This window comes from Citrobacter sp. Cpo032, from assembly GCF_030332975.1.
Lineage (GTDB): Bacteria > Pseudomonadota > Gammaproteobacteria > Enterobacterales > Enterobacteriaceae > Citrobacter > Citrobacter portucalensis.
The window spans coordinates 194,984-221,939 of the sequence record NZ_JAOWGU010000031.1; the positions used below are offsets into that span (position 1 = coordinate 194,984).

A 26,956-nucleotide genomic window follows, 5' to 3' on the forward strand; every position below is an offset into this window, starting at 1 on the left:
AAACAATTTACAGTGATACATATAACATTATGGCGTTTAACTGCCGTCGGGACGTACACTAAGCAGTAACATGTCTGAAAAGCGTCACCTGCCATATAAAGAAGAGAGAGCAATGGATCAGTTTGAATGTATTAATGTCGAAGAAGCGCATCAGAAGCTGCATCAGGGGAGCGCGGTGTTAGTGGATATCCGTGATCCGCAAAGCTATGCCATGGGTCATGCCCCGCAGGCGTTTCATCTGACGAACGACACGCTGGGGTCATTTATGCGCGAGCATGATTTCGACACCGCCGTGTTGGTGATGTGTTATCACGGCAACAGCAGTAAAGGTGCGGCGCAATATCTTCTTCAGCAGGGTTATGACGCGGTTTACAGCGTTGACGGCGGCTTCGACGCCTGGCATCGACATTTTCCGGCAGAAGTGGCATACGGTTCGTAAGCTAACAAAGATGCAGCCTGAAACGGGTAGGATATATATACTGTCCTCTTTTGTGTGGATGAAGCGACAGCAACCATGTTGATGATTACCTCTTTTGCTAACCCCCGCGTGGCGCAGGCATTTGTTGATTATATGGCGACACAGGGCGTTATCCTGACGATTCAACAACATCAGCAAACGGATGTCTGGCTGGCGGATGAGTCCCAGGCCGAGCGCGTGCATGCTGAACTGGCGAGATTTCTGGAGAATCCGGGCGATCCGCGCTACCTCGCGGCAAGCTGGCAGTCGGGTCAGACCGACAGCGGTCTGCACTACCAGCGTTATCCGTTCCTGGCCACATTGCGCGAACGCGCAGGCCCGGTAACCTGGTTGGTGATGGCCGCGTGTGTGCTGGTGTTTATCGCGATGAACGTGCTGGGCGACCAGGCGGTGATGCTCTGGCTGGCATGGCCGTTTGACCCTTCGCTGAAATTTGAATTCTGGCGTTATTTCACCCACGCTTTTATGCACTTCTCGCTGATGCATATTCTGTTCAACCTGTTGTGGTGGTGGTATCTCGGCGGTGCGGTTGAAAAGCGTCTGGGCAGTGGAAAACTGATTGTTATTACCGTGATCAGCGCCCTGTTGAGCGGCTATGTTCAGCAGAAATTTAGCGGCCCGTGGTTTGGTGGACTGTCTGGCGTGGTATATGCGCTGATGGGCTACGTGTGGTTGCGTGGCGAGCGCGATCCGCAAAGCGGTATTTTCCTGCAGCGTGGTTTGATTATCTTTGCTTTGATCTGGATTGTTGCCGGCTGGTTTGATCTATTCGGCATGTCGATGGCGAATGGTGCTCATATCGCCGGATTGGCCGTGGGTCTGGCAATGGCGTTTGCCGATACGATGAATGTGCGGAAACGAACTTTTTAGGCCGGATAAGAGTTAGCGCATCCGGCAAAATTTCAGGGAACACTAATGAAGCAAACACAACGACATGACGCGATCATCGAGCTGGTAAAAAAACAGGGATACGTCAGTACTGAAGAGCTGGTGGAGCATTTCTCCGTCAGCCCGCAGACGATTCGCCGCGATCTTAACGATCTGGCCGATCAGAACATGATTTTGCGCCATCACGGCGGCGCGGCGCTGCCATCCAGCTCGGTCAACACCCCGTGGCATGACCGTAAAGCGACGCAGACGGCGGAAAAAGAGCGCATTGCCCGCAAAGTTGCCACGCAAATCCCGAACGGCTCAACGCTGTTTATTGATATCGGAACCACGCCGGAAGCGGTGGCTCACGCGCTGCTTAATCACAGCAATTTACGCATTGTGACCAACAACCTCAATGTGGCGAACACGCTGATGGCGAAAGAGGATTTCCGCATAATCCTCGCCGGTGGTGAACTGCGTAGCCGCGACGGCGGTATTATGGGCGAAGCGACCCTCGACTTTATTTCTCAGTTCCGTCTGGACTTCGGCATCTTAGGGATCAGCGGCATCGACAGCGACGGTTCCCTGCTGGAGTTTGATTATCACGAAGTTCGCACCAAGCGCGCGATCATTGAGAATTCACGGCATGTGATGCTGGTGGTGGACCACTCGAAGTTTGGGCGTAACGCGATGGTGAATATGGGCAGCATCAGCATGGTGGATGCGGTGTATACCGACACGCTGCCGCCTGCTGGTGTGATGCAGGTGATTGCTGACCATCATATCCAGTTAGAGCTGTGCTAAGGTAATTCCAGGCCTGATAAGCGTTGCGTATCAGGCATTAACTAAACGCCGTACCCCATCATCTTCAGCAGCTTCTGCGCATGTTGCACCGCATCCTGGCGATGTGCGACGCCGAGCTTTTGGTACAAATTGCGGATGTGCGTCTTGATGGTCGTTGCCGCGACGGCCAGCTCTCCGGCGATCTGCTCGTTGCTGTAGCCCGAATAAATCAGTCCCAGAACCTGCCATTCGCGCTGAGTCAGCGGGCTGGTGCGGATAAGCTCCGGCACTTCCGGGTGAGTAAGCAGACGCTCAACGAACCCTTCATCGAAGTGGGCAAATTTATGGCGGTGGTGCTGGTTAATTTCACGCAAAATGCGCTGGGCGCGGTGCTGATCGAGTTCCGGTAAGGTATTGAGCTGAATCAGCTGACGCAGTTGTTGCGCCATGGCCTCGCCTTCGATAACAAAGTGGCTGATAAATCCGGTACGGTTCGCCAGCTGTAGGGCGTCGAGTAACACACGCTGGGCGTCATTTTTGCGCCCTGCCTGCCAGTAGAGCTGATTAAGCAGCAACAGGTTGCGGTTCAGATCGCTCATCAGGCGCAGATTGCGCGCATTTTCATTCAACTCTTCCAGCACAATCTCAGCCGGTTCAAACTCGCCGAGCAGGATTTGCGCGCGAGCGATGTTGCGCCACTGGCTTTGCAGGAAGTGGTTATTGGCGAATTCTGGTTTCGGCGTGTGGCGCAGCCAGTTGGCGGCCGAGTTTTTGTCGCCCACCATTTGCCAGTAAATCACCCGCACCTTATCGGCGTTGGAGATCCAGTCGCTGTGATAGTGACCGTTACCCAGCAGGTTTTCCAGACGGTTGAGCAGGCTGCGAGCGTTATCGAGATCGCCCCGTGCCAGTGAACACTGAACCAGCAGCGCCAGACACTGTAGCTGTTGCTGCGGCTGGAAAGTGGAAAGCAGTTCAATACCGCTACGGGCAGAAGCTTCTGATTCATCCAGACGCGCCCATGCCCACAGTAGCTGCGCGCGAATACGTACCAGGAATTCGTGCATCGGCAGCTGTTCCAGGTGCTGTTCTTTGATCAGTTGGAATGCTTTTTCCTGAGTTTCCCAGGCGGCCTGTAAAAAGCCCTGGGCAAACAAAATTTCGCTTTGCTGGATAAGGCTCCACAGCGCGTAATGCCAGACGTCATGATGACGCGCCATTTGCTCGGTTTGCTGCATTAACGCCAGAGAGCGCGTGAGATCGCCCTTACAGTGCAGGACTTCGCCGTGCACCGAGGTGGCGACGATCCGGCTATAGAACCAGGCGATGGGCAACTCATCCAGCGCCAGTTTCGCCAGGCGTTCGGCTTCGTCAGGGTTGCCGTCGTTAATCGCTACCTGCGCCCGTAAAGCGTTGAATTCGGCGTGCAGTGTTGGCTCCATGTCGCCTTTCATTTCCTGCTCTGCGCGCGCCAGCAAGGTGTTAACCTCTCCGTAGCGGTGCTGGCTTTGCATCAGCCAGGCTTGCAACAGAACCAGACGCGGATTTTCCAGCAGGCTTTCCCACGGCAGGGCTTTCAGCGACTCTTCCAGTAACGTCAGCTCGCTATGGTTAAACAGTCCCCACGCATGATTAAGCAGGATATCGCGTAGCATATGGGCGTCGCCGGCCGCCAGCGCGTGGTGGATAGCTTCGCTGGGGAAGCCTTGCGCCATCCAGCTTTCAGCTGCGGCGCGGTGTATTTCGGGCAGTTCGTTCGCCAGCTCCCATTGGCAGCGCTGGCGTAAAAAGCTGCCAAACAGCGGGTGATAGCTGAACCACTCGCCAACGTCATCCATTCGCTGCAGGAATAACCCCTGGCGCTCAATTTCTTCCAGCCGCATCTGGCCGTTTTCTTCCCCGGTAACGCGGACGATTAGCGCATCGTTCATGGAACGCAGAATGGCGCTTTTCAGCAGGAAGTGACGGGTGCCGAGGTCGACGCTGTCCAGCACTTCATCAACCAGATAATCGGACAAATGGCTGGCGTTGATCCCCGCGAGGCGTCGTGCCGACTGGTGCGCGGAATGATTGTTCTGGCGGGCGGAAAGGGCGATCAGTTGTAATGCTGTGGCCCAGCCAGCAACGTCATCGCACATTCGGCTGCTTTCAGCCGCTTCTATGGGGGAGGACAAACGTCGGTCGAAAAATTGTTTGGCTTCCTGATGGTTAAAGGCCAGCTGTTGACTGCCTATCTCCAGCAGTTGATCGCGCACCCGCAGGTTGGCAATACCCAACTGCGGCAGGTTGCGCGACAGCACGACCAGCGTGAGGTTCTCAGGCTGATGACGCAGGAAGAAACGCATCGCTTCGTGAATGGCCGGATTAGAGATCAGATGATAATCATCTACTACCAGGTAGAGCGGGCGGTGCCACTCGGCCAGTTCGATAAATAGCTGGGCAAACAGTGACGTCAGGCTGGCGTACTGACGTTTTTGCACCATTGCTTCACTGGTGGTGCAGTGTCCACCTGTTGCCTGTTGGATAGCGGCGATCAGATAACTGGCAAAGCGCTCTTGCTGATTATCGCCCTCATCCAGAGAATACCAACCTAAATCATTTTTCCCTGCCGCCCATTGTGAAACCAGCGTCGTTTTTCCATAACCAGCAGGACTTGTTATCAGGGCAAGCCTGAAATTGTTCGCGCCGGAAAGTTTAGCCAACAGGCGCTCACGAACCACCGTATGGTCGAGTCGAACCGGACGACTTAATTTAGACGGAATCAACATAAGTTAGTCACTTCACTGTGTGAAAATAGGGAAGAATGATTTTTTTTGCGCTTCGTAATTAATAGATATAAGGTCGGCCAGATTGGTGTTTTATGCAAGCTAAGCGGACTTTTTGTGTGTCTGATTTTGCACTATGTCACAAATCTATACATCTATTGCAATAAATGCTTTAAAGAGTCGCAACAGGCGTGGCGACTGGATCCGTTGTAATTTTAACTGTGTCGAAAAATCCCTCTCCTTTTATGTGGTTACTCAAATAGCTAATGAATATCACCGAATTTTGTGGCCGACTTAAAAGTTTTATGTGAATTATCTTATCCGGCACAGATATTTCAGGTTAGAAACTATTTCCCTATTTACACATTGTTTCTCATCGTCATATCGCTATTTGATATTGTCGATTAATCCTTTGTTACTAATGCGTCATCCGAAGAGCGTTATGCGGGGGTTTCGCGAATTTACGGGCAATTACCTCCCCTTTAAGTGGTGGTGATCACACTTTTATGCTCATCCCCGCTCCTCCTCCCTCCCTAATCCGTGCCAGGATGAGGAATGTCAACAACGAGCCAGGCAAACTAGCGATAACGTTGTTTTATTACCTAAGGATCTGGAACCCCTATGTCACAGCCTACTTTCAACAAAGATCAATTTCAGGCTGCCCTGACGCGTCAGTGGCAGCGCTTCGGTTTACTGTCGGCTCAAGAAATGACGTCGCGCCAGTGGTGGCAGGCAGTGAGTGGGGCGTTGGCTGAGTTACTCAGCGCCCAGCCTGCGGCAAAACCGGCAAAAAATCAGCGTCATGTTAACTACATCTCGATGGAGTTTTTGATTGGTCGCCTGACCGGCAACAATTTACTCAACCTCGGCTGGTATCAGGCGGTGAGCGATGAGCTGAAAGCGCATGACGTCAACCTGACTGATCTGCTGGAAGAAGAGATCGATCCGGCGTTGGGTAACGGTGGATTGGGACGCCTTGCGGCCTGCTTCCTTGATTCGATGGCGACAGTCGGCCAGTCGGCGACGGGCTATGGCCTCAACTACCAGTACGGCCTGTTCCGTCAGTCGTTTGCCGATGGCCAACAGATGGAAGCCCCGGATGACTGGCATCGTGGCAGCTACCCGTGGTTCCGTCACAACGAGGCGCTGGACGTGCAGGTTGGGATTGGCGGCAAGGTCACCAAAGAAGGGCACTGGGAGCCAGGGTTTACCATCACCGGCCAGGCATGGGATCTGCCGGTTCTCGGTTACCGTAACGGCGTAGCGCAACCGCTGCGTCTGTGGCAGGCCAGCCATGCGCACCCGTTTAACCTGACCAAATTTAATGACGGCGATTTCCTGCGCGCAGAGCAGCAGGGCATCGACGCTGAAAAACTGACGAAAGTGCTGTACCCGAACGATAACCACACCGCGGGTAAAAAGCTGCGCCTGATGCAGCAGTACTTCCAGTGCGCCTGCTCCGTAGCCGACATTCTGCGCCGCCATCATCTGGCAGGGCGTAAGCTGCACGAACTGGCTGATTACGAAGTCATTCAACTTAACGATACTCACCCGACTATCGCGATCCCTGAACTGCTGCGCGTGCTGATTGATGAGCACCAGATGAGCTGGGACGATGCGTGGGCGATTACCAGCAAGACCTTCGCTTACACCAACCACACCCTGATGCCGGAAGCGTTAGAGTGCTGGGATGAGAAACTGGTGAAAGCACTCCTGCCGCGCCACATGCAAATCATCAAAGAGATTAACGACCGCTTTAAGACGTTGGTTGATAAAACCTGGCCGGGTGATGCTGAAGTCTGGGCGAAGCTGGCAGTGGTGCACAATAAACAGGTGCGTATGGCCAACATGTGCGTGGTCAGCGGTTTTGCGGTCAACGGTGTGGCGGCGCTGCACTCCGATCTGGTGGTGAAAGATCTGTTCCCGGAATATCACCAGCTCTGGCCGAACAAATTCCATAACGTCACTAACGGGATTACTCCGCGCCGCTGGATTAAGCAATGCAACCCGGCGCTTGCCGCACTGCTGGATAAATCGCTGAAAAAAGAGTGGGCTAACGACCTCGACCAGCTGATTAACCTGGAAAAATACGCGGACGATGCGAAATTCCGTCAGCAGTATCGTGACATCAAGCTGGCGAACAAAGAGCGTCTGGTGAAGTTTATTAAAGCGCGTACCGGTATTGAAATAACGACTAACGCTATCTTTGATATTCAGATTAAACGTCTTCATGAGTACAAGCGCCAGCACCTGAATCTGCTGCATATTCTGGCGTTGTACAAAGAAATCCGTGAGAACCCGCAGGCAGATCGCGTGCCGCGCGTATTCTTGTTTGGCGCAAAAGCTGCTCCGGGTTACTACCTGGCGAAAAATATCATCTTCGCCATCAACCAGGTTGCACAAACCATCAATAACGACCCGAAAGTCGGTGACAAGCTGAAGGTCGTCTTCCTGCCGGATTATTGTGTCTCGGCGGCGGAAATGCTGATCCCGGCGGCGGATATCTCTGAGCAGATTTCAACCGCAGGGAAAGAGGCTTCCGGCACCGGTAACATGAAGCTGGCGCTGAACGGTGCGTTAACCGTAGGTACGCTGGATGGCGCAAACGTCGAAATCGCCGAGAAGGTGGGTGACGAGAATATCTTTATCTTTGGTCATACCGTGGAAGAGGTGAAGGCGCTCAAAGCCAAAGGCTACGACCCGGTGAAATGGCGTAAAAAAGACAAAGTGCTGGATGCTGTCCTGAAAGAGCTGGAAAGCGGGAAATACAGTGATGGCGACAAGCATGCCTTTGACCAGATGCTGCACAGTATCGGCAAGCAGGGCGGCGATCCGTATCTGGTGATGGCGGACTTCGCGGCCTACGTTGAAGCTCAGAAGCAGGTTGACGTGTTGTATCGTGACCAGGACGCCTGGACCCGGGCGGCGATTCTGAATACCGCGCGTTGCGGCATGTTCAGCTCGGATCGCTCCATCCGCGATTATCAGGCTCGTATCTGGCAGGCGAAACGTTAAGGAATCGCGATGGAAAGCAAACGTCTGGATAATGCCGCGCTGGCGGCGGGGATCAGCCCCAATTACATTAATGCCCACGGTAAACCGCAGTCTATTGGCGCCGAAACCAAACGGCGTTTGCTTGACGCCATGCATCGCACCACCGCTGCCACTCAGGTGGCGGTAACCCCGGTGCCGAATGTCATGGTCTATACCGCTGGCAAGAAAATGCCGCTGGCGGTTGAGGGAAGCGGAGAGTTTAACTGGCTGCTGACCACCGAAGAGGGCGTGCAGCACAAAGGGCATGCCGTCGGCGGTAAATCTTTTAACCTTCCGGCGAAGCTGCCGGAGGAGTATCACACGTTGACCCTGACCCAGGGCGAGCTGCGTTCCCATTGTCGTATCATCGTGGCACCAAAGCGCTGCTATGAACCGCAGGCGTTGTTAGCCGGGCAGAAGCTGTGGGGCGCATGTGTTCAGCTCTACACTTTGCGATCGGAAAAGAACTGGGGGATTGGCGATTTCGGCGATCTCCGCACCATGCTGGTGGATGTGGCGCAACGCGGCGGCGCGTTTATCGGGCTTAATCCGATTCACGCGCTGTATCCGGCGAATCCGGAGAGTGCCAGCCCGTACAGCCCGTCGTCACGTCGCTGGTTGAACGTTATTTATATTGATGTAAACGCCGTAGATGATTTCCGTCTGAGTAAAGAGGCGCAGGCGTGGTGGAAGAAACCCGCGACTCAGCAAGCTCTGCAACGCGCCCGCGATGCCGAGTGGGTTGATTATTCTGCTGTTACCGCACTGAAGATGACGGCGCTACGTATGGCGTGGAAAAGCTTCTCTGCGCGTGATGATGAGCAGATGGCGGCATTTCGCCAGTTTGTGGCTCAGGAAGGGGATAGCCTCTACTGGCAGGCGGCCTTTGATGCGCTGCATGCGCATCAGGTGAAAGAGGACGCATTGCGCTGGGGCTGGCCGGTGTGGCCAGAAGCTTTCCAGTCAGTGGACTCGCCAGAGGTAAAACGCTTCTGCGAAGAACATCGTGATGACGTAGATTTCTACCTGTGGTTACAGTGGCTGGCGTATACCCAGTTTGCTGACTGCTGGAAAACCAGCCAGGGCTTTGCAATGCCGATAGGGTTGTATCGCGACCTGGCCGTTGGCGTGGCCGAAGGCGGGGCGGAAACCTGGTGTGACCGCGAGTTGTATTGCCTGAAAGCTTCAGTTGGCGCGCCGCCGGATATTCTCGGTCCGCTTGGGCAAAACTGGGGACTGCCGCCGATGGATCCGCACATCATCTCGGCACGCGCCTACGAACCGTTTATCGAACTGCTGCGCGCCAATATGCAGAACTGCGGCGCGTTGCGTATCGACCATGTCATGTCGATGCTGCGTCTGTGGTGGATCCCTTACGGTGAAACTGCCGATCACGGTGCCTACGTGCATTATCCGGTCGATGATTTGCTTTCAATTCTGGCGCTGGAAAGTAAACGTCACCACTGCATGGTGATTGGTGAAGATCTGGGTACCGTGCCGGTGGAGATCGTCAGCAAGCTGCGTGACAGCGGCGTCTACTCCTACAAAGTGCTTTATTTTGAGAATGACCATGAGAAAAACTTCCGTGCGCCGAAAGCGTACCCGGAACAATCAATGGCAGTCGCGGCGACGCATGACCTTCCTACGCTTAAAGGTTATTGGGATAGCGGCGATCTGACGCTAGGTAAAGCACTGGGCCTGTATCCGGATGAAGTCGTGCTGCGCGGGTTGTATCAGGACCGGGAACTGGCGAAACAAGGGCTGCTGGACTCGCTGCACAAATACGGCTGCCTGCCAAAACGTGCCGGTCACAAGGCGTCCCTGATGTCGATGACGCCGATTCTGAATCGCGGCATGCAACGCTACATCGCTGACAGCAACAGTGCGCTGCTGGGCCTGCAACCGGAAGACTGGCTGGATATGGCTGAGCCGGTCAACATTCCGGGGACCAGCGACCAGTACAAAAACTGGCGGCGTAAGCTCACCGCCACGCTGGAACAGATGTTCGCCGATGAAGGCGTGAATAAGCTGATTAAGGATTTGGATAAGCGGCGAAAAGCGGCCGCGAAGAAGAAGTAAAAAAGCCGGGGATTTCCCCGGCTTTTTTATGGTGATGGCTCGTAGCACGTAGGCCTGATAAGCGTAGCGCCATCAGGCTCAGTTTTATCAGACCACCATACCCAGCAGCAGACACCCTACCAGACCGCAGACAGAGATAATGGTTTCCAACATTGACCATGACTTGATGGTTTCACCGATGGTCAGGTTGAAGTACTCCTTGAACAGCCAGAACCCAGGATCGTTCACGTGGGAGAAGATGACGGAACCGGAACCAACCGCAATAACCATCAGCTCAGGGCTTACGCCGGTCGTTGCAATCAGCGGTGCCACAATCCCACCTGCAGTAATCGCTGCAACGGTTGCGGAACCCAGTGCGATACGCAGTACTGCAGCGATAGACCATGCCATCAGCAGCGGAGAAACGTTAGAGCCGTGCATCATTGAAGCGATGTATTTGTCCACGCCGCTATCAACCAGAACCTGTTTGAAGGCACCGCCACCACCGATGATCAACAGCATCATCGCGATGATTTTGATTGAGGACACCAGCGTGTCGTTAATCTGATCCATCGAACGTCCGCGGTTCAGACCAAAAGTGAACATCGCAATCAGCACTGCAATCAGCGTTGCCATGACCGGGTCACCGAGGAATTCTGCAACCGTCAGGAAAGCATGGCCTTTCGGCAGAATCATCTCCGCCACGGCGCGCATTGCCATCAGGATAACCGGGACCAGAGAGGTCCAGACGCTGACGCCAAAGCCTGGCATCTCTTCTTCAGTGAAGGTTTTTGCGCTGTACAGACCTTCCGGGATTGGCTTATCGATACCTTTCAGGAAACGCGCGTATACCGGACCGGCGAGAATAACGGTCGGGATTGCCAGAATCGTACCAAACAGCAGAGTTTTACCCATGTCTGCGTGGAAAATGGTGGCAATAGCGGTTGGACCCGGGTGCGGTGGCAGGAAGCCGTGAGTAACGGACAGCGCAGCCGCCATCGGCACACCAACGTACAGCAGCGGGATGTTAGCAGCGGCAGCAATGGTGAATACCAGCGGCAGCATCAGCACGAAGCCGACTTCGTAGAACAGGGCAAAACCGACGGTGAATCCGGTTAATACCACTGCCCACTGAATGTGTTTTTTGCCGAATTTAGCAATCAGCGTGGTTGCGATGCGCTGTGCGCCGCCGCAGTCCGCCAGCATTTTGCCCAGCATGGCGCCAAAACCCATAATCAGGGCGAGGCTGCCAAGGGTTCCGCCGACGCCGGCTTTAATCGAACCGATGACTTTATCCAGTGGCATCCCTTGCATCAATCCGACAGCAAGCGCCACCAGGACGAGAGCGATGAAGCCGTTCATTTTGAAACGGATCATCAGGAGGAGTAACAAGATTACACCGATAGCAACGATGACTAATGGCATGATTTACCTGGCCTTTACTTTGTTATGGGTAACGTCAGTGTTTAGATGACAAATTCCGATTGTCCCGACCGGGAACAGAGTATTCTCAGCACCAATGCTGGTTGCCTTCAAAACTAATCAGTTTAACTGGCTATTATGGGTGTGTTAGGTGCTGATACGAATGATACGGGTAACATGCTGCGCTTGAAAATCACCTGGACAGGCAAAATTTAAAATATGAGAGGCTGGTCAAATTATGCGGGGGATTGTTGCAGGGCACAGGCAGAGAAATGCAGTGTTGTAGGCCGTTACGCTGCCATTCGGCAGCAATGCCCGATAGCGACGCGGGCGCGTCTTATCGGGCCTACGGATACTCTACAGGTTCGGGCGTTAGTAGTAAGAGTGCTCGCCGCGCTGGTGTTCGGTTAAATCGCGAACGCCTTTCAGTTCAGGGAATTCAGCCAGCAGCTGCTTCTCGATACCTTCTTTCAGCGTTACATCTACCATTGAACAGCCGTTACAGCCGCCGCCAAACTGCAGAATGGCGTAGCCTTCATCGGTGATTTCCATCAGAGAGACACGACCACCGTGGCCAGCCAGCTGTGGGTTGATCTGCGATTGCAGCATGTACTCCACGCGTTCCATCAGCGGCGCATCATCGGCAACTTTACGCATTTTGGCGTTTGGTGCTTTCAGGGTCAGCTGGGAGCCTAACTGGTCGGTAACGAAATCGATTTCTGCATCTTCCAGATACGGTGCGCTCAGTTCATCAACATATGCGGTCAGCAGGTCAAATTTAATGGCGGTGTCGGTTGCTTCCACGGCGTCCGGCGGACAATAAGAAACGCCGCATTCAGCGTTAGGCGTGCCGGGATTAATCACAAATACGCGGATTTGTGTCCCTTCTTCCTGATTTGCCAGCAGTTTGGCAAAGTGCGCTTGTGCAGCATCGGAAATATGGATCATAGTAATGGCCTAATAGTTGACTATTTTACTTGGTTATAATACGCCCATCATCGAGGCTCTACAAGGTTCGACACAGGCACCATACCTGGACAGTCGCCGCGCCATTGCGTAAAAGCAGCTGCGCGATTTCCGCGACGGTACTTCCGGTAGTGACGACATCATCCACAATAACCATATGGAGTCCCTGCACCGGCAATTCAAGGCGAAAGGCATTTTTCAGGTTACGTTTACGTAATCGGGCGCTGAGATGGTGCTGTGTGGCGGTTGCCCGAACCCGCGAGATGGTCCGGCTGTCCCAGTCGCAACCCAGCCAGCGCGCCAGCGGACGGCACAGTAAATCGCTCTGATTAAACCCCCTGCGCCAGTGTCGGCGTTGCCAGAGCGGGACGCTGACCAGCCAGCCTGTCCGGTAGAAGAAGGCCGCTGGCGCGCCGGGTCTGTAGTACCTCCAGTAATAGCAAACGTGAAAGAGCTGAGGCTGTTTCGCTGCGTCGTGAAAACTTGAGCTGGTGGATAAGCCCGCTCAACGGCGGAACATAGTCGCTGACGGTAACCAGTCGCTGCCACGGCGGCGGTTTTTGCAGGCAGCGCCCACAGGGAATGACGGTATGAGCGGCAGGGAGTCCACATTGAGGGCACAGGCTGGCGTGTTGACGCGTTGCCCGCGTACAGACTGAGCAGATCCCCCAATGCCCTAACGTCAGGGGCATTCGGCATAGCCAGCACAATCCCGGTACTGTTAGCATAGATGCATCCTTTCAGGCTAAAAGAGAACAATAACTGATGAATGACATCTGGTGGCAGACCCAGGGTTCGGGAAATTGCCATCTTGTGCTGCTGCACGGATGGGGACTGAATGCGCAAGTGTGGCATTGCATAAGCGAGGAACTGAGCTCGCATTTTACGCTGCATCTTGTCGACTTACCGGGATTTGGTCGTAGCCAGGGTTTCGGTGCAATGTCACTGGAAGAGATGGCTGAGCGGGTATTGAAACAGGCACCGGAGAAAGCTATCTGGCTCGGCTGGAGTCTGGGCGGGCTGGTCGCGAGTCAGGTGGCGTTAACGCATCCTGAGCGTGTTCAGGCGCTGGCGACCGTCGCGTCTTCCCCTTGCTTTAGCGCGCGGGATGAGTGGCCGGGAATCAAGCCAGAGGTGCTGGCAGGTTTCCAGCAGCAGCTGAGCGAAGATTTCCAGCGTACGGTGGAGCGTTTTCTGGCATTGCAAACGATGGGCACAGAAACTGCGCGTCAGGATGCGCGAGCGCTAAAGAAAACGGTACTGGCTTTACCCATGCCGGACGTCGAGGTGCTCAATGGTGGACTTGAGATCCTGAAAACGGTCGATCTGCGAGAACCGCTGTGCGCGGTGGAAATGCCTTTCCTGCGGTTGTATGGCTATCTTGACGGGCTGGTGCCGCGCAAAGTCGTCCCGATGCTGGATGCACTGTGGCCGCAGAGCGAGTCTTTGGTGTTTGCCAAAGCGGCGCATGCGCCGTTTATCTCGCATCCCGTAGAGTTCTGTGCAGCGCTTGTGGCGTTAAAACAGAAACTATAAATTTGATGTGTTGCCCGGTGGTGCCATGCTCGCCGGGCCTGAGATTAATGGCTGCGCGTAGCCAGATCCTCAGCGGTCAAGCCAGTAATTCTGAAGATGGTTAGTGGGTCTATACCATCAGCCTGCATAGTTGATGCAATACGTAATGCTTCCTCTCGTTTGCCTTGTTGCAGACCCGTTTGTAACCCTTCTTGCAACCCTTTCCTATGGCCTTCCTGAAGACCATTAAGGTGCCCTTCCTGTCGTAATCTTTCGGCGATAGTCATCAACTTGTCCTTATGTTGGGGTAAACGTTCGGCGACTTCATGAAGAAACTCGCCAAAGTGTGTGGTGTTACCAGCCTGCATTAAATAATTAAACAAGGCTTTCAACTGGTTGTCATTAGCGTGTCCTTTAACAAGCAGGATGGCCAGTTTTTCTACCAGCCCCATCAAATCGCGTTTACGAATATGCTTTTGGATGAGCTCCAACAGCGCTATCCGGCGATGCTGCATAATCTCGTCATCGGGCACAACAGTGATATCGATCAGTGGAAACGCGGTGCTATACCTGAGAAAAAAGATGACGAGACTCTACTTCCCAGGTTACCAGTAATCATCCACGAATTAATAACGATGCGTGGCTGGCTGGAGGATAGATCTTTTTTGCTGAAATAATGAAATCTGTGTGGAATCCATTACGCAAAAAAGCCGGATATCAGCGTAAACGCGCTATCCGGCCTGGATGTTTGCATCATTTGTAGGCCGGATAAGCGTAGCGCCATCCGGCAAAGAGCATCTGATTAGCGTAAAGCCCACCACTCGCGCAGGCAGGCTTTACCTTCCGGGCAACTTTTGCAGCTTCCGGAAAGACACCCGTCGGCATCTTCCTGAATCCGCACCGCTTTGCCCATCTTTTCTAACTGATTCAGCATGGCGTCAATCATGGGCTGCGGGGTATGCAGCGTGTGGCTAATTTGTGTAGCCTCCATGCGCCCCCGCAAAGCCAGTAAATCACGAACCTGAATAAGCGATGCCATTGTCGATAACCTTAGTGGCAATCGCCAGTCGTGCTGGAACAGCAGGAACTCGCCGTCCTGTTGGTTGCCAGCAGTGCGAGGTCCACGCGGCTGCGAGCTCGACGCAGCAGGCCCAGCAACACGATGTTAAACAGGATGACCGCTAAAATGCACACCAGGCTGTAGGTCGGGTGCTCTTTGTAGCTGACCGTCTGATAAAACAGCGTCGACAGAGAGTAGGCGATATTCAGGCCCCACAGAATCGAGAAGCTCATCCAGCCACGGCTGGATTCACGTGCGATAGCGCCCATCACTGAAATGCACGGTACATACAGCAGAACAAAGATCAGGTAGCTGTACGCGGCGGCGGCGCTGCCAAATTTCTCGCCCATCACGCCCATTGCACCGGTAGCCATTTCACCGTCGCCCTTGCTGGCTTCGATAGGGTTAGCCAGCACGCTCAGGCTGAAAGTGTCTTTCAGGCTTTGCCAGGTTTCATCTACCGCGCTGAGCAGCTCATCACCGAGGTGGAAATCTGCCGGGTTGAACTCTTCTTCCTGAATGTTTTCTGCGGTATAGAGCGTGTTCAGCGTACCGACAACCACTTCTTTCGCCATCGCGCCGGTGAACAGACCTACGGTTGCCTGCCAGTTATCTTCGTGAACACCAATCGGTTTGAAGACTGGGGTAATGACGCGGCTAACGGAAGCCAGAGCTGAGTCGTTGATGTTGTCGACGATTTTCCCGCTCAGTGAGAAGCTGTTAAAGGCACTGAGGAAAATGCTGACGATGATGATGACTTTACCTGCACGCAGAACGAAGCCTTTCAGACGTTGCCAGGTTTGAATGATCAGACTCTTAATGTGCGGTACGTGATATACCGGCAGCTCCATCACGAACGGCGTTGCTTCGCCACGCATGATGGTGTGTTTGAGCATCAGGCCGGTCAACACCGCCATGACGATACCCAGTACGTACAGCGAGAAGACCGCCAGCGCGCCGTTCTGACCAAAGAACGCGGCGGCAAAGACGGCGAAAATCGCCAGACGTGCACCACAGGACATAAACGGCGCCATCATGATGGTCATCAGACGCTCACGCGGGGCATCCAGCGTACGTGCGCCCATCACTGACGGTACGTTACAGCCAAAGCCGACGATCAGCGGGACGAACGATTTGCCCGGCAGTCCCAGCGCCTGCATTAGACGGTCCATCACAAATGCGGCGCGCGCCATGTAGCCGGAGTCTTCAAGGAAGGAGAGGAACAGATACATCATGCCGATTTGCGGTACCAGCGGCAGCACGGTGTTAATCCCGCCGCCAAGGCCCTGGGCCAGGAAGATGGTCAGCCAGTCCGGGAAATGCAGCGTATAGCCAATCCACTGAATACCATGGATAAAGAGTGCCACGGAGCCAACATCAAACAACGGCTGCAGCGCGCCGCCAATGTTGATGGCAAGCAGGAACATCAGGTACATCACGAACAGGAAAATCGGCAGACCGAGGAAGCGGTTGAGGATAATTTTATCTACCGCGGTGGTGAAACGGCTCGGCTCTGCCGTCAGGGTATTACTGACGGTATCGCAGATAGCGGCAATGCACTGGTAACGTGCATCGGCAATATGTAGCGCCGGGTCGTCCATTGTCTCGCTCAGGCGAGCAACAGCGGCATCAAGGTTTTGTGCTGCATCACCGGCGTAAGCACGGCTGTAGATATCGCCTTCGAGCATCTGTAGGCCCAGCCAGCGGCGCTGTTTAAGCGGCATATCTTTGGCCATTGCGTCGGCGAGGGAGTCAGCTTCTTGCAGCAGCGGCTGGGCATAATGGACCAGCTCAACGGTGTCGTTTTCTTTGTAGCGATCGATCGCCAGCTTCAGTGCTTCAATGCCGCGGGCGCGGGTGGAAACCAGTGGAACCACCGGACAGCCAAGACGAGCGGAGAGGGCGTCGATATCGATACGGATTTGCTGTTTCTCAGCAATATCCAGCATGTTCAGTGCGACGATGCAGGGAATACCCAGCTCAAGCAGTTGCAACGTCAGGTAGAGGTTGCGTTCAAGGTTTGAAGCATCGACCACGTTGATCAAGAGATCCGCGTCGCCGCTTAAAATATAGTGGCAGGCAATCTGCTCATCGAGAGAGGTTTGCGATGAGATTGTCGTCAGAGAATAGGTGCCGGGTAAATCGACCAGCGTGACCTGGTGGTCCGTCGTGGCGAAATGGCCTTCTTTACGCTCAACGGTAACGCCAGCCCAGTTGCCTACACGCTGGCGCGCGCCGGTGAGCTGGTTGAATAAAGTTGTCTTGCCGGAATTAGGATTACCAATTAAACCAATGGTTAGTTTTTTCATTTTTATAGACTCACTGTATTAACAGGAAACCGCTTCCACTTCTAATAACGCCAGATCCTTCTTACGCAATACCAGACTTACGCGACGCGTTTCGATATGGATAGGATCGCCGAGCGGGGCGACGCGTACCACGTTGAAGGATGAGCCGGGTAGCATGCCAAGTGACAACAGTTTCTGACGATAAGCCGGGCTGATTTCACGGGCAAAACCGGTAATTTTCCACGCACTGTCAGGAGTGAATTGCATAGGGACCTACTTATATCTCGCTAACTGGATGATAACCTCATGGGGCGACAGGGCGGCATGAGACCAGATGATTAGCCAACGTAAGGAAAGAGTAAATAATCAACAAATCAATGATAATGAGAATGGTTTCTATCATCAATAGAATAAATGTGACGGAATGTACAATTGGATAATAATTTGAGCCAATTTTGATATTCCTCAATATTTATTCTGGTTGGAAACGAGTGATTCGCGGAAGTAATTATTGGGGATCTTAATGTTTAATTAAGGTTTCATCTGTTAATGAAGTGATAAATATATTGTGGTGCAAAGCGGGGCATGGATTAAATATGCCGGATGACGACGCTCATGCGTCTTATCCGGCCTGCAAATTAATTGCGATAACCTGGCCGGACAGGGCGTTTACACCACCATCCGGCACAGGGTTTAAACTTAGCGTTTTTTACCCATCGCCGCCGCCAACGCATCCATCATCGCGCTGTTGCCTGCAGGCTGTGCGTCACGGCCACGCGGTTTCGCCGCTTTTGGTGCCGGGCGATTGCCCTGAGCGCGATCGTTATTCCCGCCGCCGCGACGCGCATTGGTTTCACCCGGCTGCTCGTCCAGACGCATGGTCAGCGCGATACGCTTACGTTGCAGGTCCACTTCCAGCACTTTCACCTTCACAATGTCGCCCGCTTTCACCACGGTGTGCGGATCTTCGACGAACTTATTCGACAGTGAAGATATATGCACCAGACCATCCTGATGCACGCCGATATCAACAAATGCGCCGAAGTTGGTGACGTTGGTGACTGCCCCTTCAAGAATCATTCCCGGCAGCAGATCGTTCATGGTTTCTACACCATCGGCAAACTGCGCGGTTTTAAATTCAGGACGCGGATCGCGGCCCGGCTTTTCCAGCTCTTTGATGATGTCGGTGACGGTCGGCACCCCGAAGCGTTCGTCGGTAAAATCAGCGGCTTTCAGATTACGCAATTCGCTGCTGTTACCCATCAGATCACGCAACGATTGCTCGGTGGCAGCCAGAATGCGTTCCACAACCGGATAAGCTTCCGGGTGAACGGTAGAGGCATCCAGCGGGTTATCGCCGTGGTTGATACGCAGGAAGCCCGCGCACTGTTCAAAGGCTTTAGGACCCAGGCGGCTGACTTTTAACAGTTGCTGACGGTTCTGGAATTGACCGTTCTCATCACGCCAGGCAACGATATTCTGCGCCATCATGCGCGTCAGACCAGCAACACGGGTCAGCAGCGGTACGGAGGCGGTATTTAGATCGACGCCGACGGCGTTCACGCAGTCTTCCACCACCGCATCCAGCTTACGCGCCAACTGAGTCTGGCTTACGTCGTGCTGATACTGGCCCACGCCGATAGATTTCGGATCGATTTTCACCAGCTCAGCCAACGGATCCTGCAGACGACGGGCGATAGACACTGCGCCACGCAGAGATACGTCGAGGTCCGGGAACTCCAGCGCCGCCAGTTCGGATGCGGAGTAAACCGACGCGCCGGCTTCACTGACGATCACTTTCTGCGCGGTCACTTGCGGGAACTGCTTTTGCACGTCGAGGAAGAAACGCTCGGTTTCGCGCGACGCCGTACCGTTACCAATCGCCACCAGTTCAACGTTGTGTTTTTCACACAGCGCCGCAACGGCAACGGCGGCTTTGGCGGCCTGACCGGTATGCGGATAAATGGTGTCGGTCGCGACCAGCTTGCCGGTACCGTCAACCACTGCCACTTTTACACCGGTACGCAGACCTGGATCGAGGCCCATGGTGGCGCGCAGCCCGGCCGGAGCGGCCATCAGCAGGTCATGCAGGTTACGGGCAAAGACGTTGATAGCTTCATCTTCCGCACGTTCGCGCACGGTACCCATCAGCTCCGTTTCGAGGTGCATCAGCACTTTGATGCGCCAGGTCCAGCTAACCACGCCTTTACGCCAGCTGTCTGCTGGGGCGTTGTTCAGGCGTAGTCCCAGGTGATCCCGGATAATCTGCTCGCCGTGGCTCTCTTTTGGTGGCTCATCGAATTGCGGATCGGCATTCAGTGAAAGCTGTAACACGCCTTCGTTACGACCACGGAACATGGCCAGTGCACGGTGGGATGGTACTGTAGAAATCGGTTCGTGGTGATCGAAGTAGTCGCGGAACTTAGCGCCTTCCTCTTCTTTACCGCTTACCACGGTGGCAACCAGATGGGCGTTTTTCCACAGATAATCACGTACTTTCGCCAGCAGAGCAGCGTCTTCAGCGAAGCGCTCCATCAGAATGTAGCGCGCGCCGTCGAGGGCGGCTTTGGTATCCGCCACGCCGTTTTCGGTGTTGAGATATTTTGCGGCTTCCGTTTCCGGGTCGTGAGATGGTTCGTTCCACAGCAGGTCTGCCAACGGCTCCAGTCCGGCCTCAATGGCGATCTGCCCACGGGTGCGGCGCTTTGGTTTATACGGCAGATAGAGATCTTCGAGTTCGGTCTTACTTAACGTACCGTTGATCGCTTTCGCCAGATCGTCGGTCAGTTTGCCTTGCTCACCGATAGATTTCAGGATTGCCTGACGGCGGTCTTCCAGTTCACGCAGATATCCCAGACGGGTTTCCAGATTACGCAGTTGCGTATCGTCCAAACCGCCGGTGATTTCCTTACGATATCGTGCGATAAACGGCACGGTGTTCCCTTCGTCAAGCAGGCGAACGGCAGCTTCTACCTGTTCAGCACGAGCCTGAATTTCACCTGCGATAATGCGGCAGAAAGAATCATTCATCATGGATAGCTTCGTCTATAGGATAAAAAATCAGGGGATAGTTATACGGATTGACTGGCAAAAATGCCAGCCATCTGCCGGGGCTTCGGATTGTTCCGGTCTCACTTCACGTATTCAATCTCGTTCACGTACCAGCTGGCTTCGCCACCTGGGGTGTTTACTACTGCGAGATCGCCGACCTCTTTTTTCAATAGCGCCCGCGCCATTGGTGAGTCGATTGAGATGTAATCTTTACGACCGAAGATCTCATCGTAGCCAACAATACGGAATTTGCGGATGTCGCCATCGTCATTTTCAATCTCAACCCATGCGCCAAAGAAGACTTTGCCTTCCTGCTGCGGGGAGTAATCGACGATTTTTAGATTCTCCATGCACTTGGTCAAATAACGGACGCGGCGGTCGATCTCACGCAGGCGCTTTTTATTATACTGGTAGTCGGCATTTTCGCTGCGGTCACCCAGACTTGCGGCCCAGGTAACTTTTTTGGTGACTTCCGGGCGCTCTTCACGCCAGAGATAATTCAGCTCTTGTTTAAGTTTTTCATACCCTTCACGGGTTATCAGGGGCGTTTTCATCTTATTGTTTTACCTTCGACTCTGTGATGATGCGCACAATTAGTATTACGTGAGCATATCAACAGAATAAATAATGTATTGCGAGAAACATTGTATACTTAAGCTGCTGTTTAATATGCTTTGTAACAATTTAGCCTGGAATTCATACCAGAATTCGCTGGTGACTCACGTTAGCTTTCTTAAGAATATACACTTAATTGTTGCGAACCTTTGGGAGTAATAACAATGCAAGAGAACTATAAGATTCTGGTGGTCGATGACGACATGCGCTTGCGTGCGCTTCTGGAGCGTTATCTGACCGAGCAGGGCTTCCAGGTTCGAAGCGTCGCAAACGCTGAGCAGATGGATCGTCTGCTGACCCGTGAGTCCTTTCACCTGATGGTGCTGGATTTAATGCTGCCGGGAGAAGATGGCCTGTCTATTTGCCGTCGCCTGCGCAGCCAGAGCAACCCGATGCCGATCATTATGGTCACAGCGAAGGGTGAAGAAGTTGACCGTATCGTAGGGCTGGAAATCGGTGCCGACGATTACATCCCGAAACCGTTTAACCCGCGTGAGCTGCTGGCACGTATTCGCGCAGTCCTGCGTCGTCAGGCGAATGAACTGCCGGGCGCACCTTCTCAGGAAGAAGCGGTTATCGCTTTTGGTAAGTTCAAGCTGAACCTCGGTACGCGTGAAATGTTCCGCGAAGATGAGCCGATGCCGCTCACCAGCGGGGAATTTGCGGTACTGAAAGCGCTGGTAAGCCACCCGCGCGAGCCGCTGTCGCGAGACAAGCTGATGAACCTCGCCCGTGGTCGTGAATATTCTGCGATGGAACGTTCTATCGACGTCCAGATCTCCCGTCTGCGCCGCATGGTGGAAGAAGATCCGGCTCATCCACGCTACATTCAGACCGTATGGGGTCTGGGCTACGTCTTTGTTCCGGACGGTTCTAAAGCATGAGGCGAATGCGCTTCTCACCACGAAGTTCGTTTGCCCGCACGTTATTGCTCATCGTCACCTTGCTGTTTGCCAGCCTGGTGACGACATACCTGGTAGTGCTGAACTTCGCGATTCTGCCGAGCCTCCAGCAGTTTAATAAGGTCCTGGCGTACGAAGTTCGTATGCTGATGACCGATAAACTGCAACTGGAGGACGGTACGCAACTGGTGGTGCCGCCCGCATTCCGCCGGGAAATTTATCGTGAGCTGGGTATTTCCCTCTATTCCAATGAGGCCGCTGAAGAGGCCGGACTGCGTTGGGCGCAACACTATGAATTCTTAAGCCATCAGATGGCGCAGCAGCTGGGTGGCCCAACGGAAGTCCGCGTTGAGGTCAACAAAAGCTCGCCGGTCGTGTGGCTGAAAACCTGGCTGTCGCCCAATATCTGGGTACGCGTGCCGCTTACGGAAATTCATCAGGGCGATTTTTCACCACTGTTCCGCTATACGCTGGCGATTATGCTGCTGGCTATCGGTGGGGCGTGGCTGTTTATCCGTATCCAGAACCGGCCATTGGTGGATCTTGAACATGCGGCGCTGCAGGTGGGGAAAGGTATCATTCCGCCGCCGTTGCGTGAGTATGGCGCTTCAGAGGTGCGCTCCGTAACCCGAGCCTTTAACCATATGGCCGCGGGCGTGAAGCAGCTGGCCGATGACCGTACACTGTTAATGGCGGGCGTGAGCCACGATTTACGTACCCCGCTGACGCGTATTCGTCTGGCGACGGAAATGATGGGCGAGGAAGACGGTTATCTCGCGGAGTCCATCAATAAGGACATCGAAGAGTGTAACGCCATCATCGAGCAGTTTATCGATTACCTGCGTACCGGTCAGGAGATGCCAATGGAGATGGCAGATCTGAACTCGGTGCTGGGTGAAGTGGTTGCGGCAGAAAGCGGCTACGAACGTGAAATCGAAACTGCGCTGCTGCCGGGCAGCATTCAGGTGAAGATGCACCCGCTGTCGATCAAGCGTGCAGTTGCCAATATGGTGGTTAACGCCGCCCGCTACGGCAACGGCTGGATTAAGGTCAGTAGCGGAATGGAGCAGCATCGCGCCTGGTTCCAGGTAGAAGATGATGGTCCGGGCATCAAGCCGGAGCAGCGTAAGCACCTGTTCCAGCCGTTTGTCCGCGGCGACAGCGCGCGCAGTACCAGCGGCACGGGCCTGGGGCTGGCGATTGTGCAGCGTATTATTGATAACCATAACGGTATGCTGGAGATTGGTACCAGTGAACGCGGTGGGTTGTCGATTCGTGCATGGCTTCCGGTTCCCTTCACTCGCGCGCCGGGCAACACGAAAGACGCATAACAAAGGGAGGCAAAATGCCTCCCTTTTTGTTGCTGTAGGCCGGATAAGGCGAAACCGCCATCCGGCACTTTTCGTTACAGCTTCGGTCCGGCGCTAACCAGCGCTTCACCCGCAGGGGTATCGGTATATTTCTCGAAGTTCTCGATAAACAGTTTCGCCAGTGCATTGGCTTTTTCCTGCCACTGCTCCGGAGATGCGTAGGTATTACGCGGATCGAGAATGCGAGTGTCCACACCCGGCAGCTCGGTCGGGATAGCCAGGTCAAACATTGGCAGACGGAACGTTTCCGCGTCATCCAGCGAACCGTTCAGGATGGCGTCGATAATCGCACGGGTATCTTTGATAGAGATACGCTTGCCGGTACCGTTCCAGCCGGTGTTAACCAGATACGCCTGCGCACCTGCCGCCTGCATACGTTTCACCAGCACTTCTGCGTACTGCGTTGGGTGCAGAGACAGGAATGCTGCGCCGAAGCAGGCTGAGAAGGTTGGGGTCGGTTCGGTGACGCCGCGTTCGGTACCGGCCAGTTTGGCGGTGAAGCCAGACAGGAAGTGGTACTGTGTTTGGTCTGCGGTCAGGCGAGAAACCGGCGGCAGCACGCCAAATGCGTCGGCGGTCAGGAAGATCACTTTGGTAGCATGGCCCGCTTTTGACACCGGCTTAACGATATTATCGATGTGATAAATCGGGTAGGAAACGCGGGTGTTCTCAGTTTTTGAACCATCATCGAAATCGATGGAACCATCTTCGCGCACGGTGACGTTTTCCAGCAGCGCGTCACGACGGATCGCGTTGTAGATTTCCGGCTCGGCATCTTTAGACAGTTTGATGGTCTTCGCGTAGCAACCGCCTTCGAAGTTAAACACACCGTCGTCATCCCAGCCGTGTTCGTCATCGCCAATCAGGCGACGTTTCGGGTCGGTGGACAGCGTGGTTTTACCGGTGCCGGACAGGCCAAAGAAGACTGCCACATCGCCTTTTTCCCCAACGTTTGCTGAGCAGTGCATGGAGGCAATGCCTTTCAGCGGCAGCAGGTAGTTCATTACGGAGAACATACCTTTCTTCATTTCGCCGCCGTACCAGGTACCGCCAATCAACTGGATACGCTCAGTCAGGTTGAAAGCCACGAAGTTTTCGGAGTTCAGACCCTGCTCTTTCCACTGCGGGTTGGTGCATTTAGCGCCGTTCATCACGATGAAATCAGGTTTGAAATCAACCAGCTCTTCGTCGCTTGGGCGGATGAACATGTTTTTGACAAAATGCGCCTGCCAGGCAACTTCGGTAATGAAGCGCACGGAAAGACGGGTATCGGCGTTAGCGCCGCAGAAAGCATCAATGATAAACAGGCGCTTGCCGGAAAGTTGCTGGGTGACTAATCCTTTCAGATGCTGCCAGGTTTCCGGGGAGAGCGGCTTGTTGTCGTTCTTACCTTTACCTTTGTCGGACCACCACAGCGTGTCGCGCGTGGTGTCGTCACGGACAATGTACTTATCCTTTGGCGAACGTCCGGTAAAGATACCGGTATCAACGGCAACGGCGCCCAGATTCGTTAACACGCCACGTTCATAACCTTCCAGGTTTGGATCAAGTTCTTCCTGGAAAAGCGTGTCGTAGTCTGGATTGTAAACGATATCCTGAACGTCATTGATACCATAAGCCTTGAGATCTTGCGGGGTTAAACTGTTGTTCACACGCATTTCACTGCTCCTTAGCCAATATGTATTACCTGGAATAGTAAGGTTTTTTAGGGATTGTTAACCGCGACAAGGCTCATAGATTTACGCATCCGGGAAAATCACGGGCGACCGAATGCGCTGCGACTCCTGTCACAAAGAGGCAGATATTATGGCAGGAAACCCTTTTTTGTTGTGGAAAATGTTCTTAAAACGTTAATGGAGAGTGTTTTTGGCGGGAATCTTGTGAGTGTAATCGCATTCACGTAAGAAATGAATGTGGGTTATACATAAACAATATCGATTCACTTCCCGTCGTCGTGGTCTGAAATCGCTCTATCAATGCTCAAAATTGTGAAGTTGATGCGATAATTAGCTTTTCCCTTCATTCTGGATACTGACATGGATAGTGCTGAAATTTCACGTACGACGCGTTGGGGCATGATATTCATCGGCCTGTTGCAGGGGACATTATGCTATCTGCTGATGACATATCTGGTGCCCCATAATGACGGCTGGCTGTTCTATGGCATGCCTGCGACGATTGCGATCACCTCGGCTCTTTTACTTACTGTTGTTTCTTTCAAACAACGCGCGCTGTGGTACTGGATGGCGCTGATCTTTGTTGTCGTGCTGGCGATGAGTGTCTGGCTAAAGTGGCAAGTCGAGGACAGTGATAAGTGGCGGCAACATGAAGTTTTTATGTTCTATGGTTGGCGCTTACTGCTGATGGCGATGCTTGCTTTGCCCTGGATTCAGTACTCGCTTCATGTCTCTCGTGAGCAGGCGCGTTACCCGCATTTTTATCGGCAATTGTGGCTTAATGCGTTGGCGTTGCTGATTGTCTTTGTCGCCAACGGTTTGTTCTGGCTGGTGCTCCTTCTATGGAGCGAGATGTTTAAGCTGGTCGGTATTCCCTTCTTCAGCACGCTCTTCTTTGATACTGACTGGTTTGGCTATGTGGCCTTTGGTCTGATTACCGCACTGGCAGTGGTACTGGCCCGAACACAGTCGCGTCTGGTCACGGCGGTACAAAAATTACTGACGTTTATCGCCACCGGTCTGTTACCTCTGGTCGCGCTGTTGGCGCTGATGTTCATACTGACCTTACCCTTCACCGGGCTGGAGGCTATTTCGCAACGCGTGTCTGCGGCCGGGTTGATGTCAACGCTGACGCTGCTCCTGTTGCTGTTGATGGCTATTGTGCGTGAACCGCAAAAAGAGGCGTTACCCTATCCTGGCGCGTTACGCTATCTGATCAAATGCTCTCTGATTGTCGCGCCTATCTATATGCTGATTGCCGGTTGGTCACTGTGGGTGCGAATACAACAGTACGGTTGGACGCCTGAGCGTTTGTATGGCGTGCTGGTGGTCGTGGTACTGCTGGTATGGTCGTTTGGCTATCTGGCCAGCATTTTGCGCCGCGGGCGCAATCCACTTGAGCTTCAGGGGCCGGTCATTCTTGGCGTTTCGTTGCTGGCGTTGGGGCTGTTGGTTCTGCTGTCATCGCCGGTTATTGATGCCTGGCGCATCAGCGTTAACAGCCATATGAGGCTGTATCACAGCGGAAAAATTAAACCGGATCAAGTCAGCCTGTATATGTTGGATCACAGTGGAAAACCAGGGCGCGCAGCGTTGGAAGCATTACAAAAAGATGTGGCGTTTAATCAAGACAGTAAACGCAGACGCGACTTGATTTCTCTGCTGCAAGGGCGCCGGGATCCGGTTAAAGAGCTAACCGCAACACAGTTAGTATCGAAGGTTGTGATTGCTCCGGGGAGCCAGAAGCCAGACGATGCGTTCTGGGCGTTTGTCAAAACACAGGGGTATCGCATCACCTCTTGTGCTGAGCAGAATGCGTGCGTACTGGTGAGTCAGGACCTCAATGCGGATGGTCATCCTGAGCAGGTGTTATATGCCTTTGGCGATGGGGAGAGTCTGGTCTTCGGCGTGCAAAAAAACAAATGGGATTTGTTAGCTGTTGCCAGGCTACCTGAAGGATTCAATAAGGATAAATTGCTGCAGGCGGTGGCGAATCAGCAACTGGGCTCAGCCCCCAGAATCTGGCGGGATATCACTATTGATGGCAAAAGACTGCCGATGACTTATTACACCGAGTGAGTGTGTTGCCGACATCGTTTTTGCC

At 53.7% G+C, this 26,956-nt stretch carries 18 protein-coding genes and 2 pseudogenes; 9 read left to right on the forward strand and 11 right to left on the reverse strand.

All coding sequences use genetic code 11. From position 1 onward, the window contains the following. Positions 1-112 precede the first annotated feature (112 nt). The 3 genes from glpE to OGY33_RS01595 all read left to right on the forward strand — a co-directional run bounded on the left by glpE (position 113) and on the right by OGY33_RS01595 (position 2,152). A complete protein-coding gene (gene glpE, locus OGY33_RS01585; RefSeq protein WP_003827629.1) occupies positions 113-439 on the forward strand; it encodes a thiosulfate sulfurtransferase GlpE in 327 nt (108 codons plus the stop codon). Between the two features lie 75 nt (positions 440-514). Then, the gene (gene glpG, locus OGY33_RS01590; RefSeq protein ID WP_191238053.1) at positions 515-1,348 is read left to right on the forward strand and encodes a rhomboid family intramembrane serine protease GlpG; all 834 of its coding nucleotides are present in this window, start codon (positions 515-517) and stop codon (positions 1,346-1,348) included. Between the two features lie 45 nt (positions 1,349-1,393). After that, positions 1,394-2,152: a DeoR/GlpR family transcriptional regulator gene (locus tag OGY33_RS01595; protein ID WP_003023499.1), complete on the forward strand. Its 759-nt coding sequence runs from the start codon at positions 1,394-1,396 to the stop codon at positions 2,150-2,152. Between the two features lie 41 nt (positions 2,153-2,193). Here OGY33_RS01595 and malT read toward each other — a convergent pair whose 3' ends face one another. Continuing rightward, positions 2,194-4,899, reverse strand: coding sequence for an HTH-type transcriptional regulator MalT (malT, locus tag OGY33_RS01600; protein WP_003827634.1), 2,706 nt, complete (start codon positions 4,897-4,899; stop codon positions 2,194-2,196). Between the two features lie 618 nt (positions 4,900-5,517). On the opposite strand from malT, the gene malP reads away from it, so the two are divergent. Next, complete coding sequence (malP, locus tag OGY33_RS01605; RefSeq protein ID WP_103284630.1) at positions 5,518-7,911, forward strand: maltodextrin phosphorylase; 2,394 nt, start codon at positions 5,518-5,520, stop codon at positions 7,909-7,911. A gap of 9 nt (positions 7,912-7,920) precedes the next feature. Further along, positions 7,921-10,008, forward strand: a complete 2,088-nt coding sequence (gene malQ / locus OGY33_RS01610) for a 4-alpha-glucanotransferase (protein WP_286570997.1) — start codon at positions 7,921-7,923, stop codon at positions 10,006-10,008. Between the two features lie 87 nt (positions 10,009-10,095). Here malQ and gntT read toward each other — a convergent pair whose 3' ends face one another. The 3 genes and pseudogenes from gntT to gntX form a co-directional block, all read right to left on the reverse strand. Beyond that, positions 10,096-11,412: a gluconate transporter gene (gene gntT / locus OGY33_RS01615; RefSeq protein WP_003023507.1), complete on the reverse strand. Its 1,317-nt coding sequence runs from the start codon at positions 11,410-11,412 to the stop codon at positions 10,096-10,098. A 369-nt stretch (positions 11,413-11,781) separates the two neighbouring features. Continuing rightward, the gene (nfuA, locus tag OGY33_RS01620; protein WP_003023509.1) at positions 11,782-12,357 is read right to left on the reverse strand and encodes a Fe-S biogenesis protein NfuA; all 576 of its coding nucleotides are present in this window, start codon (positions 12,355-12,357) and stop codon (positions 11,782-11,784) included. A 58-nt stretch (positions 12,358-12,415) separates the two neighbouring features. Further along, a pseudogene (gntX, locus tag OGY33_RS01625) lies at positions 12,416-13,103 on the reverse strand (DNA utilization protein GntX). 37 nt (positions 13,104-13,140) lie between these two features. On the opposite strand from gntX, the gene bioH reads away from it, so the two are divergent. Next, positions 13,141-13,911, forward strand: coding sequence for a pimeloyl-ACP methyl ester esterase BioH (bioH, locus tag OGY33_RS01630; RefSeq protein WP_048215399.1), 771 nt, complete (start codon positions 13,141-13,143; stop codon positions 13,909-13,911). A 44-nt stretch (positions 13,912-13,955) separates the two neighbouring features. On the opposite strand, the pseudogene OGY33_RS01635 reads toward bioH, so the two are convergent. The 6 genes and pseudogenes from OGY33_RS01635 to greB all read right to left on the reverse strand — a co-directional run. Continuing rightward, positions 13,956-14,459, reverse strand: a pseudogene (locus OGY33_RS01635) (Rpn family recombination-promoting nuclease/putative transposase); the annotation flags it as partial. Between the two features lie 233 nt (positions 14,460-14,692). Further along, positions 14,693-14,929 carry a [Fe-S]-dependent transcriptional repressor FeoC gene (feoC, locus tag OGY33_RS01640; protein WP_003023516.1) on the reverse strand — a complete coding sequence of 79 codons (237 nt, stop codon included), beginning with the start codon at positions 14,927-14,929 and terminating at the stop codon, positions 14,693-14,695. An 11-nt stretch (positions 14,930-14,940) separates the two neighbouring features. Further along, positions 14,941-17,259: a Fe(2+) transporter permease subunit FeoB gene (feoB, locus tag OGY33_RS01645; protein ID WP_008786334.1), complete on the reverse strand. Its 2,319-nt coding sequence runs from the start codon at positions 17,257-17,259 to the stop codon at positions 14,941-14,943. An 18-nt stretch (positions 17,260-17,277) separates the two neighbouring features. Beyond that, positions 17,278-17,505, reverse strand: a complete 228-nt coding sequence (gene feoA, locus OGY33_RS01650; RefSeq protein WP_003023519.1) for a ferrous iron transporter A — start codon at positions 17,503-17,505, stop codon at positions 17,278-17,280. A 432-nt stretch (positions 17,506-17,937) separates the two neighbouring features. Next, positions 17,938-20,271, reverse strand: a complete 2,334-nt coding sequence (locus tag OGY33_RS01655; RefSeq protein WP_191238055.1) for a Tex family protein — start codon at positions 20,269-20,271, stop codon at positions 17,938-17,940. A gap of 98 nt (positions 20,272-20,369) precedes the next feature. After that, entirely contained in the window at positions 20,370-20,843 is a 474-nt protein-coding gene (greB, locus tag OGY33_RS01660; protein WP_003023524.1) for a transcription elongation factor GreB, read from the reverse strand. Between the two features lie 225 nt (positions 20,844-21,068). Between greB and ompR the strand changes: the two genes are divergently transcribed. Both ompR and envZ read left to right on the forward strand, forming a co-directional pair. Continuing rightward, on the forward strand, positions 21,069-21,788 hold the full coding sequence (ompR, locus tag OGY33_RS01665) for an osmolarity response regulator transcription factor OmpR (RefSeq protein WP_001157751.1): 720 nt from the start codon (positions 21,069-21,071) through the stop codon (positions 21,786-21,788). Then, the gene (gene envZ / locus OGY33_RS01670) at positions 21,785-23,137 is read left to right on the forward strand and encodes a two-component system sensor histidine kinase EnvZ (RefSeq protein ID WP_003827658.1); all 1,353 of its coding nucleotides are present in this window, start codon (positions 21,785-21,787) and stop codon (positions 23,135-23,137) included. The genes ompR and envZ overlap by 4 nt, the downstream gene beginning before the upstream one ends. 74 nt (positions 23,138-23,211) lie before the next feature. On the opposite strand, the gene pckA is transcribed toward envZ, so the two are convergent. Beyond that, positions 23,212-24,834 carry a phosphoenolpyruvate carboxykinase (ATP) gene (pckA, locus tag OGY33_RS01675; protein WP_003023529.1) on the reverse strand — a complete coding sequence of 541 codons (1,623 nt, stop codon included), beginning with the start codon at positions 24,832-24,834 and terminating at the stop codon, positions 23,212-23,214. A 378-nt stretch (positions 24,835-25,212) separates the two neighbouring features. On the opposite strand from pckA, the gene OGY33_RS01680 reads away from it, so the two are divergent. After that, positions 25,213-26,931 carry a DUF4153 domain-containing protein gene (locus tag OGY33_RS01680; RefSeq protein WP_191238056.1) on the forward strand — a complete coding sequence of 573 codons (1,719 nt, stop codon included), beginning with the start codon at positions 25,213-25,215 and terminating at the stop codon, positions 26,929-26,931. Positions 26,932-26,956: the final 25 nt, after the last annotated feature.